Annotated in this window: 6 protein-coding genes and 1 pseudogene; 5 read left to right on the top strand and 2 right to left on the bottom strand. The window is 72.2% G+C overall.

Annotated features, from left to right (window positions below; translation table 11 throughout):
- Positions 1-210: 210 nt before the first annotated feature.
- Both ACWDZ7_RS22510 and ACWDZ7_RS22505 read left to right on the top strand, forming a co-directional pair.
- Positions 211-381 (top strand): annotated as a pseudogene (locus ACWDZ7_RS22510) (hypothetical protein); the annotation flags it as partial.
- 15 nt (positions 382-396) lie between these two features.
- On the top strand, positions 397-1,191 hold the full coding sequence (locus ACWDZ7_RS22505; protein ID WP_451799196.1) for a class I SAM-dependent methyltransferase: 795 nt from the start codon (positions 397-399) through the stop codon (positions 1,189-1,191).
- Positions 1,192-1,269: 78 nt separating this feature from the next.
- On the opposite strand, the gene ACWDZ7_RS22500 is transcribed toward ACWDZ7_RS22505, so the two are convergent.
- Positions 1,270-1,875 (bottom strand): flavodoxin family protein, encoded by a 606-nt coding sequence (locus ACWDZ7_RS22500; RefSeq protein WP_451799194.1) that lies wholly within the window; start codon positions 1,873-1,875, stop codon positions 1,270-1,272.
- A gap of 229 nt (positions 1,876-2,104) precedes the next feature.
- On the opposite strand from ACWDZ7_RS22500, the gene ACWDZ7_RS22495 reads away from it, so the two are divergent.
- Positions 2,105-2,668, top strand: a complete 564-nt coding sequence (locus tag ACWDZ7_RS22495) for a hemerythrin domain-containing protein (protein ID WP_451799193.1) — start codon at positions 2,105-2,107, stop codon at positions 2,666-2,668.
- A 2-nt stretch (positions 2,669-2,670) separates the two neighbouring features.
- Here the strand turns inward: ACWDZ7_RS22495 and ACWDZ7_RS22490 are convergent, their stop codons facing one another.
- Positions 2,671-5,085 carry a SpoIIE family protein phosphatase gene (locus ACWDZ7_RS22490; protein ID WP_451799192.1) on the bottom strand — a complete coding sequence of 805 codons (2,415 nt, stop codon included), beginning with the start codon at positions 5,083-5,085 and terminating at the stop codon, positions 2,671-2,673.
- A 209-nt stretch (positions 5,086-5,294) separates the two neighbouring features.
- Between ACWDZ7_RS22490 and ACWDZ7_RS22485 the strand changes: the two genes are divergently transcribed.
- Together ACWDZ7_RS22485 and ACWDZ7_RS22480 are read left to right on the top strand one after the other, a co-directional pair.
- Positions 5,295-6,431, top strand: a complete 1,137-nt coding sequence (locus ACWDZ7_RS22485; protein WP_451799190.1) for a S1 family peptidase — start codon at positions 5,295-5,297, stop codon at positions 6,429-6,431.
- 89 nt (positions 6,432-6,520) lie between these two features.
- Positions 6,521-14,704 (top strand): type I polyketide synthase, encoded by an 8,184-nt coding sequence (locus tag ACWDZ7_RS22480; RefSeq protein ID WP_451799189.1) that lies wholly within the window; start codon positions 6,521-6,523, stop codon positions 14,702-14,704.
- Positions 14,705-14,706 lie beyond the last annotated feature (2 nt).

Raw genomic sequence — 14,706 nt, 5'->3', positions numbered from 1 at the left:
CTCCTCGTCTTTGCCCACTCGGACGGCAGAGTCACTCCGAGGAAAGTGTCTGCGACTCCGCGCGGCAACGCGCCAGGAACGCCGCTATGCGCCTCTGCGGCGCCTTTTGATGAGTGTGGCGCAGGGGGATCGTTTGGCAGGGTGAAAGAGGGTCACAGCGGCGCACAGGCGTCTTCTCGCCCGAAGCCGGGAGGCGCCTTCGGTATTCTGGAAACCGTCGTGACCACCATGGACCCCGACCACCGGGTCCTTGGCGAGGTCACCCTCGACGACGCAGCCGTCGCCGACGACCTGTTCTCCGTCCTGATGGGCGAGGACGTCGAAGCCCGCCGCCACTTCATCCAGCGCAACGCCAAAGACGTCCGCTTCCTCGACATCTAGTACGACGACGGCTCGGTGGAGGTCACGCTTCGGGCGTGGGCGGGGCAGGCCGACGCCTATGCCGGCGGTTTCGCCGGACTCTGCGCGTATCCGGTGCCCTGGCTCCTCGACGCCGCCGAGGTCCGCGAGGGAGTACGGCTCCTCGATGTGGGGACGGGCACGGGCACCGCTGCCGCCGGCGCGTGTGAACGCGGAGCGAAGGTGACCGCGGTGGACGCCGAACCAGGCATGCTGGCCCGAGCGGCACGGACGGCCCCGGAAGCCGACGTGCGGTCGGCCGCCCTGCCTCATCTCCCGTTCGCCGACGACGAGTTCGACGCCGTGGTCGCCAACTTCGTCCTCAACCACGTCGGACAGCCCCGAAAGGCCCTCACGGAGCTTCGGCGGGTGACGCGTCCGGGCGGGCGGACAGCCGTCACCATCTGGGCGGCGCCCTCCGCCCCCGGGCAGGCCGTGCTGGGCAGGGCCGTCCAGGCGGCGGGCGTGACCCGCCCCGCTGACCTGCCGGCTCTCGATCCCGAGGAGGACTTCCCGCGCGATGAGGAGGGCCTCGCCGCGTTGCTGGGCCGGGCGGGCTTGAGGAATGCCGGCTGCGCCGCCCTCGCCTGGGACCATCGGACCACTCCCGAGGAGTGGTGGAGCGGGCCGGCCGCCGGAGTGGCGACGATCGGCCGGATCGTGACGAGTCAGCCTCCGGCGGTCATCGCGGAGATCAAGGACCGCTTCGAGTCGCTGTGCGCGGAGTTCGCCGACGCGGACGGCGCGATCGCGCTGCCCCACGCGGCTCTGTTGGCCCACGGCCAGGCCTGAGGGGGCCGGTCCACAGGCCGCAACCTGTGGAGCGGCCCGCTCAGGAAGGAGTTCTCGGGAGACGGAAAAGATCGGTGTTCAGGAAGGCGGGGCCGGCAGTGGCGACTGGGCCAGCGCACGCGCCGTGTGGACGAGATTGGAGGCCATCGCCCGGCCGGTCGAGGTCGACCATTCGTGGCCCCGGCTGTCGTCGAGGTAGTCGGGCCCGGGGCCCGGGCCGAGATGCCAGTACGTCCACGCCTGCCCGGGAACGGTGAACCCGATGTCGCCGAGCGCGCCGTTGATCTCGCTGATGACATGGTGGGCGCCGTCCTCGTTGCCGGTCACGATCACACCGGCCACGCGGTTGTAGGCGACGGGGCGCTTCTGATCGTCGGTCTCGCTGAGCATGGCGTCCATCCGCTCCAGCACGCGCTGAGCGACCGAGGACGGGCGGCCCAGCCAGGTCGGCGAGGCGATCACCAGGATCTGGGCCGACAGAACCTTGTCGTGGACCTGCGGCCAGTCGTCGCCTTCGCCCATGTCGGTCTGTACGCCCGGCTTCAGGTCCAGGTCGACGGCGCGCACGGTGTCCACCTCGACACCGTGGCCTTTCAGTGCCGCGACGACCGTGTCGGCCAAGGCCTCGGTGTTCGACGGCCGCGGAGACGGTTTGAGGGTGCAATTGATCACGAGAGCACGCATGCGGTCCACCTTCCCGTGAATCGACGTCATACCTCGGGTGGCGCGGTCCCTTCACCCCGCCGCGTCAAGAGAAGTCCCCTGGCATGTTGCGCCGAATGCCGAGGCGTCCCGTTTGCGCGTGAGCGGCCAGGGATACACGGTCATGGCACTTGGCACGAGAGGCGCATCGGACCGGACCGGACAGGACCGGACAGGACCGAACCGGACCATGGAAGGGGCAGGACACATCATGGGTCACGGCGGAGACGTCATCGCGGAACTGACCACCGACCACCGGGAGGTCGAGGAGCTCTTCGGGAAGATCGAGGCGTTGCCCCCGGGCGACAAGCAGCGCAAGGTCTACGCCGAACAGGCCGTCATCGAGCTGGTGCGGCACTCGGTCGCCGAGGAGGAGTACCTCTACCCGGCCGTGCGCGAACTGGTGCCCGGCGGTGACGCCACCGCCGACAAGGAGCTCAAGGACCACGCCGAGGCCGAACAGACCATGAAGGGCCTGGAGAGCGTCGAAGCCGACGATCCTGAGTTCGACCGGCTCATGGGCGAGTTGATGACGGAGATCCGCTCGCACATCCGCGACGAGGAGAGCAACCTCTTCCCCCGGCTACGGGAGGCCGCCACCGGCGACACCCTGTCGGAGCTGGGTGACAAGGTCCGCCGGGCGAAGAAGACGGCGCCGACCCGCCCGCACCCCTCGGCCCCCGACACCCCGCCGGGCAACAAGCTGCTGGCTCCCGGCGCGGGCATGGTGGACCGCGTCAGGGACGCCCTCTCGGGACGCGGCAAGGACTCCTGACCTCAAGGAACCTGGGGAAAGGCCTGCTCGGTCCAGATGGTTTTGCCGGAGTGGGTATAGCGCGTCCCCCACCTCTGCACGAGTTGCGCGACGATGAACAGGCCCCGCCCGCCTTCGTCGTCCTCGCCGCTGTGGCGCAGGTGGGGTGAGGTGTGGCCCCTGTCGGCGACTTCGCACAGGAGGGTGCGGTCACGGATGAGGCGTACTTGGATCGGCCCTTCGGCGTATCTGACCGCGTTGGTCACCAGCTCGCTGACGACGAGTTCGGTCGCGAAGGACAGCTCCCCGAGGCCCCAGTGGTGCAGCTGTTGGGTGGTCAGGTCCCGGGCGCGGCCGGGAGCGACCGGTTCCGCGGGCAGCTCCCACTCGGTGACCTGCGCGGTGTCGAGTTCGCGCGTACGGACGAGCAGCAGGGCCGTGTCGTCGGCCGTCGAGCCGTCCGGCAGAAGTTCCGCCACGGCGCGGTCGCACAGTTCTTCGAGCGAGGCGTGCTGGTCGCTGAGTACCCGTCCCAGGGCGTCGAGTCCGTGATCGATGTCGCGGTCGCGTGCCTCTACCAGGCCGTCGGTGAAGAGAGCCAGCAGGCTGCCCACCGGCAGCTCGATCTCCAGGGACTCGAACGGCAGGCCGCCGAGGCCCAGGGGCGGGCCGGCGGGCAGCTCCGGGAAGGACAGCCGGCCGTCCGGGTCGACGACCGCGGGCGGCAGGTGCCCGGCTCTGGCCATGACGCAGCGCCGCGAGACCGGGTCGTAGACCGCGTAGAGACAGGTCGCCCCGGTGGTCACGTCGGCGTAGGCGCCGCCGGACGTCCCCGGCTCGCCCCACTGCTCGTCCGCCGACTGCGCCACCAGATCGTCGAGCCGCGACAGCAGCTCGACGGGATCCATGTCCATCTGGGCGAACGCGCGTACGGTCGTACGCAGCCGCCCCATGGTGGCGGCCGCCTGCAGACCGTGGCCGACCACGTCCCCGACCACGAGGCCGACCCGGGTCCCGGACAGCGGGATGACGTCGAACCAGTCACCGCCGACCCCTGTCACATCGTCCGTGGGCAGATAGCGGTAGGCCAGGTCGACCGCTGACTGCTCCGGCACCTGGCGCGGCAGCAACTGGCGTTGGAGGGCGAGGGAGGCGGTGCGCTCACGGGTGAACCGGCGGGCGTTGTCGATGGACACGGCCGTACGGGCGACCAACTCGTCGGCCAGCGCCACCTCACCGCTGTCGAAGGTGGCCGAACCGATGTCGCGCATGAAGGTGACGAGCCCCAGGATGCTGTTCCCGGCCCGCAACGGCACGACCAGCGCCATGTCGTCGAACACGAGGCCGCCCGAGGAGAGGCTGCGATCCTGCGGCGAACCGGGCGGGTACCTCACGGGCGGAGGCTGCTGCTCCGGCTTCTTCCGGTCGGCGTCCCCGCCCTCCTCCGCCGAGCATCGGGCGACCCGTACCAGAGACATCGCCGCCGAGCCGCTGGTGGCAGGCACCTCGCCTTCCAGCACCGCCCTCGCGAGGTCGACCGTCACCGTGGTGGCGAACTCCGGTACCGCCACCTCGGTGATCTTCTCGGCGGTGGCCGTCACATCGAGGGCGGTCCCGATCCCGCGGCCCGCCTCGACGAGCAGGGCCAGCCGTCGCTGGGCCTTGTGGCGATCGGAGATGTCGAACGCGTCCTCGCACACCCCGAACACGTGTCCGACGGCGTCCTGGAGCCGGTAGTAGGCACAGGACCAGAGGTGGTCGGTCTCCGGGTCGGTGGGAGGCCGACCTTGAAAGTGCAGGTCGAGGAAGGGTTCTCCGGTATCCAGTACGTGACGCATGACCGCGTCGAGAGTGGGCGGGTGCCCTTTGCTCACGAATCTTCCCTCGGAGTACAGCTCGTCGGCCCGAGAGCCGCGGAACTCGGCGAACGGGCGTCCCATCTCCCCTTCGTACGCCGCGTTGCACCAGATCAGGCGCAGGTCGGTGTCGTAGATGGCGAGGCCGACGGGTGACTGGGTGGCCAGTCCGTGCAACAGGGCCAGCCGGGACTCCCACAGCCGCAGGTCCCGCAGCTCCGTGGCGACGAGGACGCGCGCCGCGGCCCCGGCCCCGGGCCCGGCGCCGGCCAGGGGACACACCGCGGTGGCGACGACCAGCTCACGCCCGTCCCGGTGCCGGGCGACACGGATCTCGTTCCCCCGGAACTCAGGAGAGAGCGGAGGAGCAGAGCGCTCCGGACCGGGGCCGGGACCGGGTGACAACAGAAACGTGGCGAGGGGGCGGCCGACGATCTCCCGCGGCTGATACCCGAGGAGCCGCTCCGCCCCGGGGCTCCACCCGATGACCATGTCCTGCGCGTCGACGACCGCGGTGGCCGCCCTGGCGATGTCGAGGGGACCACGAAAGTCAGCACTCCGCTCCGCGTTCCATGCAGTCATGACGCCACACCAGCCCCGTTCATTCCCTACAGAATCCGCCGTCCCCGAGGCATGCACAACCGCACCCACGCCTGCCGTTGCCGCCGCCATCAACATCTGGTAAGGCGAGTGCCGGCTGAACACAACTCTCGTCCCGTCCGTATCCAGGAGCCGAACGTGTTCCCGGCCCAGCCGGTGATCGAACTCGGTATCCCACAGGAGGCGACGAGTTGAGGCACAAACGAATCCCCAAGCGGAAGGCCGTTCTGGCCGGAGCCGCGGCGATGGGCATAGCCACAGCGGGTGTCCTGTTGCAGCATGCCGGTGCCGCGCAGTCCGGGCGGTCCGGGGCGCAGCCCGGGTCGGGGCCCGAGGCCCGACAGGTCGGCGCGGCATCGGCGACGAGGGTCGCCGAGCGGCTGGCCGCGCAGCTCGGCGATGCCTACGGCGGAGCGTTCTACGACGAGGACGAACAGCAGCTCGTCGTCAACGTCGTGGGCAACGACAAGAACGTGAACGTGCGGGTGAAGAAGGCCGGGGCGGTGGCGCGCAGCGTCCGTAACAGTGCGGGCGCACTGGGGACCGCCGCGCGGACGCTGTCCCATCGGGCCGACATGTCCGGAACCGCGTGGGCCACGGACCCGAGGACCAATCAGATCCTGGTCACGGCCGACCGCACGGTCACCGGGAAACGATGGGACAGGCTGGAGGCGGCCGTCGCGTCGCTCGGCACGGGAATGGCCCGGATCCAGAAGTCCGCGGGGGAGTTCAAGCTCTTCGCCTCGGGCGGTGACGCGATCTTCGGGGGCGGCGCGCGCTGTTCGCTCGGGTTCAATGTGACGGCCCAGGACGGGCGCCCCGGATTCCTCACCGCGGGGCACTGCGGGGTCGCCGCCCAGCAGTGGTCGCAGGACCCGAACGGCGCGCCGATCGGTACCGTCCAGGCGGCGACGTTCCCGGGAGACGGTGACTTCGCGCTGGTGGCGTACGACGATCCGGCAGTGGCCGCGCCGGGCGAGGTCGATACGGGCAACGGCCAGGCCACACAGATCGTTCGCGCCGCCGACGCGGCGGTCGGCCTTGAAGTGTCCCGCATGGGCAGTACCACTGGGCTCCGGGACGGAGTCGTCACCGGGCTCGACGCCACAGTGAACTACCCGGAGGGCACGGTCACCGGGCTCATCCAGACCGATGTCTGTGCCGAACCGGGAGACAGCGGGGGTTCGCTGTTCACCCGCGACGGGAGCGCGATCGGCCTCACTTCGGGCGGCAGCGGCGACTGCACCGCGGGCGGCGAGACATTCTTCCAGCCCGTCACCACGGCACTGGCCGCGGTCGGCGCCGAGATCAGTGCCGGTGGCGGCTGAAGGCCGCGGGGACAGGTTGTTGATACTGGACGTACCGCGCGCCGCGCCACCGCCCTCAACGAGGCGTAGAGAGAGAAGAGTTCGATCCAGTGAGTACAGGCGAGGACGTCATCAGGCCGATCGCGGAGATCCTTCGGGACCATGTCTCGCGCCGTGGGGAGAAGGTCGCCTTCCAGGACCGCCGAGTGCGCAGGACCTACCGGGACCTGGAGCGGCGGACCGGACGGCTGGCCGGTCACCTGGCCGGGCTCGGCCTCGCGCGGGGCGAGCGGGTCGCCGTCCTGCTCGGCAACCGCGTCGAGGCGGTCGAGAGCCTGCTGGCCGCGGTCCGGGCGAGCGCGGTGGGCGTACCGCTGGACCCAGGTGTCCCGGAAGCGGAACTCGACCGTCTCTTGGACGACTGCGGTGCGCGTGTGCTCGTCACCGATGAGGCACGGCTGAACCGTCAGCCGGGGCTGCGCTCCCGCCCCGGGCTGACTCTGGTGGTGGCCGAGGGCGGCGGTGCGCGGGGCGGCGTCCTGCGGTACGAGGATCTGGCGGGCAAGGAGGCGGTGACGCCCGCCCGGGACGATCTGGGGCTGGATGAGGTGGCGTGGATGCTGTACACCTCCGGCTCCTCCGGTGCCCCCAAGGGCGTGCTGTCCACGCAGCGCAACCGCCTGGCGCCCGTCGAGACGGGCCTCGTCGGTGTGCTCGGCCTGTCGGAACGGGACCGGCTGCTGTGGCCGCTGCCGCTGCACCACGCCATGAGCCAGGTGGTCTGCGTCCTCGGGGTGACCGTGACCGGGGCGAGCGCCATGCTGCTGCCCCGGTTCTCGGTACGGGAGGTCCTCGGTGAACTGCGCCGCGAGGACGCTCCCTGCACACTCCTCGGCGGGGTACCGACCACGTACTCGGCCTTGCTCGACGAGATGCGGGGCCTCGGCGACGTACGGGGCCTCGACGACGTACAGGGGAGGGACGGCGAGCGCGGCGACAGCGCTCTCGGCGCACCCGCGCTGCGCGGCTGCGTCAGCGGGGGCGCCTCCGCCGGACCCGAGTTCCGCAGGTCCTTCGAGGCGGTCTGCCGCGTCCCCTACCTGGAGCACTACGGCAGCACCGAGGCCGGCCCGGTCACCATGACGGCACCCGGCGAGGCGTCGGCGGGCGAGTCCTGCGGCCGTGCGCTGCCGGGCACCCGCATCCGGGTCGGTGGCGGCGTGGACGGACAGGACGCCGGTGAGGGCGAGTTGTGGGTGAGCGGGCCCGGTGTCATGGCCGGCTATCACGGCGCGCCGGAGGCCACCGCCGAGGTGCTGCGCGACGGCTGGTTCCGTACCGGCGACCTGGCGCGGATCGAGCAGTCCGGCGAGCTCGTGATCACCGGCCGGGCGAGCGACCTGATCATCCGGGGCGGTACGAACATCCATCCCTCGGAGGTGGAGGCGGTGCTGCGGCGGCTGCCGGGCGTCGCGGACGCCGCCGTGGGCGGACGCCCGCACCCCGTCTTCGGCGAGGTGCCGGTCGGTTACGTGGTTCCCGAGGCCGACGGTGGTGCTCTGGATGGAGGCGCTCTGGACGCAGGCGCTCTGCTGACCGCGTGTCGCGCGGAACTGTCCGCCCACAAGGTGCCCGCCGATCTGTACGAGGTGGACCACATCCCCCGTACCGCCTCCGGGAAGGTCCAGCGGTACGCCCTGGCGGGCCTGAGCGCGCGGGCGCTGCGTGCCGGGACGGAGACCGGCCCCACGGATGACCTGCTGGCCCTGGTGCGCAGCGAGACGGCGGCTCTGGTCGGCTGTGCGGTGGAGGAGGTGGAGCCCGAGACCGCCCTCCGGGACCTGGGCATGGACTCGCTGACGGCAACGGCACTCAGGGAGCGCCTGTCGACGGCCACCGGTCTTCCCCTCTCCGAGGCCGTCGCCTTCGACTTCCCCACGGCCGCGGCGCTGGCCGCCCACCTCCGCTCGCGCGGCGCCGCCGCTCAGCGCGCCACCGGCACCGCGCACTCGGGCGTGGGCGTGGGCGCGGCCCGGCCGGACGACGACCCCGTGGTGATCGTAGGGATGGCCTGCCGCTACCCCGGAGGCGTGACCTCCCCCGAAGAGCTGTGGAAGCTGGTGGCCGAGGGAAGGGACGCCATCGGCCCGTTCCCCACCGACCGCGGCTGGGACACGCGGGCCCTGTACGACCCGGACCCCGGGCGGCCCGGCCGGACGTACGTGCGTGAGGGCGGTTTCCTCGCCGGCGTCGACCGCTTCGATCCCGGCTTCTTCGGCATATCGCCCCGCGAGGCCGTCGCCATGGACCCGCAGCACCGGCTGCTGCTCGAAGTGGCCTGGGAGGCCTTCGAGCACGCCGGGCTCGTACCCCGCGCCCTGCGCGGCTCGTCGACCGGGGTGTACGTCGGGATGATGTACAGCGACTACGCGAACCGTCTCGCCGAGACGCCCGAGCACATCGAGGGCTACCTCAGCCTGGGCAACGCGGGCAGCGTCGCCTCGGGCCGTATCGCCTACACCCTCGGTCTGGAGGGGCCGGCTCTCACCGTGGACACGGCATGCTCGTCGTCCCTGGTGGCCCTGCACCTGGCGGCCCAGGCGCTGGACCGCGGGGAGTGCTCGTTCGCGCTGGCCGGCGGTGTCACGGTGATGTCCGGACCGTCGTCGTTCGTGGAGTTCAGCCGGCAGCGGGCGCTGGCCCCGGACGGCCGCTGCAAGGCGTTCGGGGCCGACGCCGACGGCACCGGGTGGGCCGAGGGCGCCGGCATGCTGCTGCTGACCCGGCTGTCCGGGGCGCGCCGCGCCGGGCTTCCCGTGCTGGCCGTGGTGCGCGGCTCGGCGGTCAACCAGGACGGAGCGAGCAACGGACTGACGGCACCCCACGGACCGGCGCAGCAGCGGGTGATCCGGCAGGCCCTCGCGCAGGCGCGGCTGACGCCCGCAGACATCGACGCGGTGGAGGCGCACGGCACCGGCACCCGGCTCGGTGACGTCATCGAGGCAGAGGCGTTCCTGGCGACGTACGGGCGCGAGCCGCGGGAACGTCCGCTCCGGCTGGGCTCGGTGAAGTCGAACATCGGTCACACCCAGGCCGCCGCGGGAGTGGCGGGAGTGATCAAGACGGTGCAGGCCATGGCGCACGGTCTGCTGCCGCGCACGCTGCACGCCGACGTACCGACCGACCGGGTCGACTGGTCGTCGGGGCGGGTGGCGCTCCTGACCCGTTCGGTGCCGTGGCCGAGGACGGACCGCCCGCGCCGGGCCGGAGTGTCCTCCTTCGGCATCAGCGGGACCAACGCCCATGTGGTGATCGAGGAGGCACCGGCGGACGCGGACGCACCCTTGTCGATCCCCGTGACGGTAGCGGCGCCCTTCGCCGTCCCCGTGTCGGCGAGGAGCATGTCCGAGCTGCGGGCCCAGGCACGGCGGCTGTACGCGCGGGTGGCCGCCGACCCGGACGCCACCCCACTGGACATCGGGTACGCGCTCGCCACCACCCGGACCGCCTTCGAGCACCGGGCCGTGGTGGTGGCCCGCGACCGCGACCAACTGCTGACCTCCCTCCAGGGGGTGGCCGAAGGGGCAAGCCCACCCGGAGTGCGGACGGGCACGTCCCGCAGCCGAGGCCCACTGGCCTTTCTCTTCACCGGCCAGGGCAGCCAACACCTCGGAACGGGACGGGAGTTGTACGCGTCACGGGAGCTGTACCCGGGCTTCGCCCGGTCCTTCGACGAGACGTGCTCCCTGCTCGATCCTTGGCTGCCGGTGCCCCTGCGGGACGTCGTGTTCGCCGCTCCCGGCACGGAGACGGGCGCGCTCCTCGCGACGGCCCGGTTCGCGCAGCCCGCGCTCTTCGCCCTGGAGACGGCCCTGTTCCGGCTGTTGGCGGAGTGGGGTGTGCGCCCCGATCTGGTGGCCGGGCACTCGCTCGGCGAGGTGACCGCGGCGCACGTCGCCGGAGTGCTGTCCCTCAAGGACGCCTGCGCGCTGGTCGCGGCCCGGGGCCGGCTCATGGACGCGCTGCCTCCGGGCGGTGCGATGGCATCCCTGGACGCGAGTGAGCAGGACGTGATGAGCCACCTCGCCCGCACGGATTTCGCCGGGACGGACTTCACCGGGACGGATTTCGCCGGGAAGAGGCACGCCGTGGAGATCGCCGCCGTCAACGGGCCCTCCTCGGTGGTCGTCTCCGGGGACGAGGCGGCCGTGTCGCAGATCGTCACGGAATTCCGTGAGCAGGGCCGGTCCGCGACACCTCTGCGGGTGAGCCACGCCTTCCACTCCGTACGGATGGAATCCATGCTGGCCGACTTCGCGGAGGCGGTGCGCCCCCTGGCCTTCGCCGCGCCGCGGCTTCCCCTGGTCACCGCCGTTTCGGGACGAGCGGCCACCGAGGAGGAGCTGTGCTCACCGGAGTTCTGGGTGGAACACGTCCGCCGCCCGGTCCTCTTCGCCGATACGGTGACCCACCTGCGGGACCGTGGCGCGGCGCACTTCGTAGAGGTGGGTCCTGACGGGGTGCTGTCCGGCCTGGTACGGGATTGCCTCGCCGGACTCCGGCCTGGAACCGAGTCCAACCCCGAGCCCGAGCGGCCTCCGGCGACGCTGATCCTGCCGACACTGCGCAGAGCCCGGCCGGAAGCGGACGCACTGACCGAGACCGTGGCGGCCCTGCACAGCCATGGGGTGCCCGTCGACTGGAAAGCCGTCTTCGCCGGTCACCACCCTCGGCGCGTCCCCCTGCCCACGTACGCCTTCGAGCGCCGCCGGTACTGGCTCGACGCCTCAGTACGGCACCGGCCCGCGCCCGCACCCGACAAGCCGGCCCATCCGTTCCTGACCCACCGCACCGCCACGGCCGACGGCGGGCTGCTGCTGGCCGGGCCGCTCTCCACGCATGACCACCCCTGGCTGGCCGACCACACGGTGGCAGGGGCGGTGCTGCTGCCGGGAACGGCCTTCGTGGAGATGGCCTTGCATGCCGGCGCGTCGGTCGGCACGCCCGGCCTGGACGAACTCACCCTGACCACGCCGCTGGTGCTGCCCCCGGACGGCACCGTCGACCTCCAGGTGACGGTGTCGGGCCCGGACGCCGCGGGACGCCGAACCATCCTCTTCCACGGCCGGCCGCATACGTCGGACGACCACCATCCCTGGAGCCTGCACGCCTCCGGGACACTCGTACCGGAACAGCAGTCGGAGCACCGCGCCGCGGTCGGCACCGGTGCCTGGCCGCCGTCGGGCGCCGTCCCGCTGCACGCCGACGGGGCGGTCAGTGACCCGTACGAGGCGTTGGCCGGGACCGGGTTGGACTACGGCCCCTGCTTCCGGGGCCTGCGTGGCGCCTGGCGGCACGGGGAGGAGCTTTACGCCGAAGTCGCACTGCCCGACGGCGCGTTGACCGAAGGCGCGCAGGTCCCGCTCACACGGGAAAGTGGTTCGGACTTCCTGCTGCACCCCGCGCTGCTGGACGCGGCCCTGCACGTCCTCGCTCTCGACGGCCGCTTGCCGGATGGTGCCGGGGCGGGCGGGACCGGCGGCAACGGGGTGTGCCTGCCGTTCGCCTTCGAAGGAGTGACGCTGCACGCGGCCCCCGTCGGCGGGCAACGGCTGCGGGTGCGGATCTCTCCCGGGCCGAACGGCCGGGCCCGGGTGGAGCTGACCGACGGGGGAGAGGCTCTGGTGGCGACGGTGCGTGCGCTGACGCTGCGGCCGCTACCGGAAACCGGGCGGAGTACGGCGGACCCGGACACCGGGCTTCTCCACCGGATGGACTGGGTGCCCCTGCCCCAGCCGCCCGTATCCGCGACCGTGCCCTCATGGGGCGTACTGGGATCGGTCGGCACACGACTGGTCGATGTCCTCGCTCCCCGCGGCTCCGGCGTTCCGGTCCACCCCGATCCGGCATCGGCCGGCGACGGTTCACCGGCTGTCATCGTCGCCTCATGTCCGTCGCCGTCGCCGTCGCAGACGCCGCTCGGCGCGCTGGACCCGGCGGCACAGATGCTGGAGACGGCGAGCCGGGCCCTGCGGCTCATCCAGGACTGGCTCGCCGAGCCACGGCCGGCCAACTCCTGCCTCGTCCTCGTCACCTCCGGCGCCGTCTCCCCGGTCGACGGCGACGCGGTCGGCTCCTCGGTCGACGGCGCCGCGGTGTGGGGTCTGGTCCGCTCGGCCCTCCGCGAGCATCCGGGCCGTCTGGCCCTGCTCGACGTGGACGATCACCCCGACTCCTGGCAGCTCCTGCCCACCCTCCTGGCCGCACCGGCACCGGAGACGGCCGTACGGAACGGGAAAGCGTTCGTACCCGAGCTGGTACGCCTGGACCACCGCGAGGAACATCCGCGGCGGCGACTCGATCCCGAGGGCACCGTACTGGTCACCGGCGGCACCGGTTCGCTCGGCATGCTGGTCGCTCGGCACCTGGTCACCGCCCATGGCGTACGGCATCTGCTTCTCGCAGGCCGACGCGGACCGCGGGCGCCGGGCGTGGAGGAACTCGTCGCCGAACTCACCGCGACCGGGGCCGAAGTGAGGGTGCGGGCGTGCGACCTCACGGACCGGGCGCAGCTCGCCGCCCTGCTCGGCTCCGTACCGGCGGCCCATCCGCTGACCGGTGTCGTCCACAGCGCGGCCGTGCTGGACGACGGCATCGTTGCCACGCTCACCCCCGACCGCCTGGAACGCGTACTGAGGCCCAAGGCCGCCACGGCCCTCGCTCTCCACGAGCTGACCCAGGGGCACGACCTGGCGATGTTCGCGCTGTTCTCCTCCGTGGCGGGTGTCTTCGGCTCCGCGGGACAGGCCAACTACGCGGCGGCCAACCACGTCCTGGACGCGCTCGCGCGGCACCGGAGAGGACTTGGCCTGCCCGGTACCTCCATCGCCTGGGGGCCGTGGCAGCAGAGTGACGGCATGACGGCGCACCTCACCGAAGTGGATCTGCACAGGATGGCCCGCTCCGGATTCGTCCCGCTCGGCCGGGAGGAGGGCCTGGCCCTCTTCGACGCCGCCGTGGCCGGTGACGACCCCGAAGTGGTCGCCGCCCGCATCACCCGGGCCGCCTTCGGCGATGCCCCGCCGGATACGGGCGGCCACCGGACACCCGTGCCGGGCGCCGTGAAAGTCGGGTTCGCCGGGCGATGGGCGGCCGCTTCCCCGAGCGAGCGGACAGAGCTGCTGCTCACCGAGGTGCGGTCGCAGGCAGCCGCCGTCCTCGGCCACCCCGAGGGGGCTGGCGCGATCGACGCGAGCGACCGGTTGGCGGACCTGGGACTCGACTCCCTGGCCGCGGTGGAACTGCGCAACCAGCTCTCGCGGTCGACGGGGCTGACACTCCCGTCCACGTTGCTGTTCGACTTCCCCACGGCACAGGCGGTCGCCGTCGAACTGGCGGAGCGGTACGCAAGGGACGGCGTTTCCGACAGTCCACCCGGCGACCAGGAAGCCGCGACACGCGCGGGAGACGTACCGGACGCCGGGAACGCGCCGGATTCGCTGAGCGCGCTCTTCCGCAGCGCCTGTCTCCGGGGCCGCACCTGGGACAGCATGGCGCTGCTCACCATCGCGGCACGCCTGCGACCGGTCTTCGACGTCGCCGCGGCCGCCCGTGCGGCGCTCGAACCCGTCACCCTCACATCGGGCGGCGCGGGTGCCCCGCTGATCTGCTTCCCGTCCCTCAGCGCGCTCTCCGGTCCCCACGAGTACGGGCAACTCGGCGCCGTGCTCCAGGGGTTCCGCCCGGTCTCGGCGGTGCGGCACCCGGGCTTCGGGCCCGGCGAGGCGCTGCCGGCCGCGCTGGACGCCCTGGTCACCGCCCACGTCGCGGCGGTCCGCGCCGTCGCGGGGCAGGCCCGGCCGGTGCTGCTCGGCCGGTCGGCCGGTGGCTGGGTGGCCCAGGCCGTGGCCGAGCGGCTGGAGGCCGACGGCGCCGCCCCGGCCGCCCTCGTACTGGTGGACACCTATCCACACGATGCGGACGACGTCGGGCAGTCGCTCTCCGCGATGACGTCGGACATGCTGCGACGAGCCGCGAGGTCCTCTTCGGCCGACCCCCACCGGCTCACCGCCATGGCCGGCTACTTCGAACTCTTCGCCGACTGGAAGCCCGCGCGGCTCGCCGCCCCGACCCTGTACCTACGGGCTCGGGACCCGCTGCCCGGCGCGGAACCCGCCCCGCCCTGGGCCCTGGCACACGCCGAAGTCACCGTGCCGGGCGACCACTTCACCGTACTGGAGGAACACGCCCGGACGACGGCACTCGCCACCCACGACTGGCTGACCGAACTCTGAGG

This window comes from Streptomyces sp. NPDC003032 (assembly GCF_053591415.1).
This window is presented reverse-complemented; position numbering and strand designations above follow the sequence as displayed.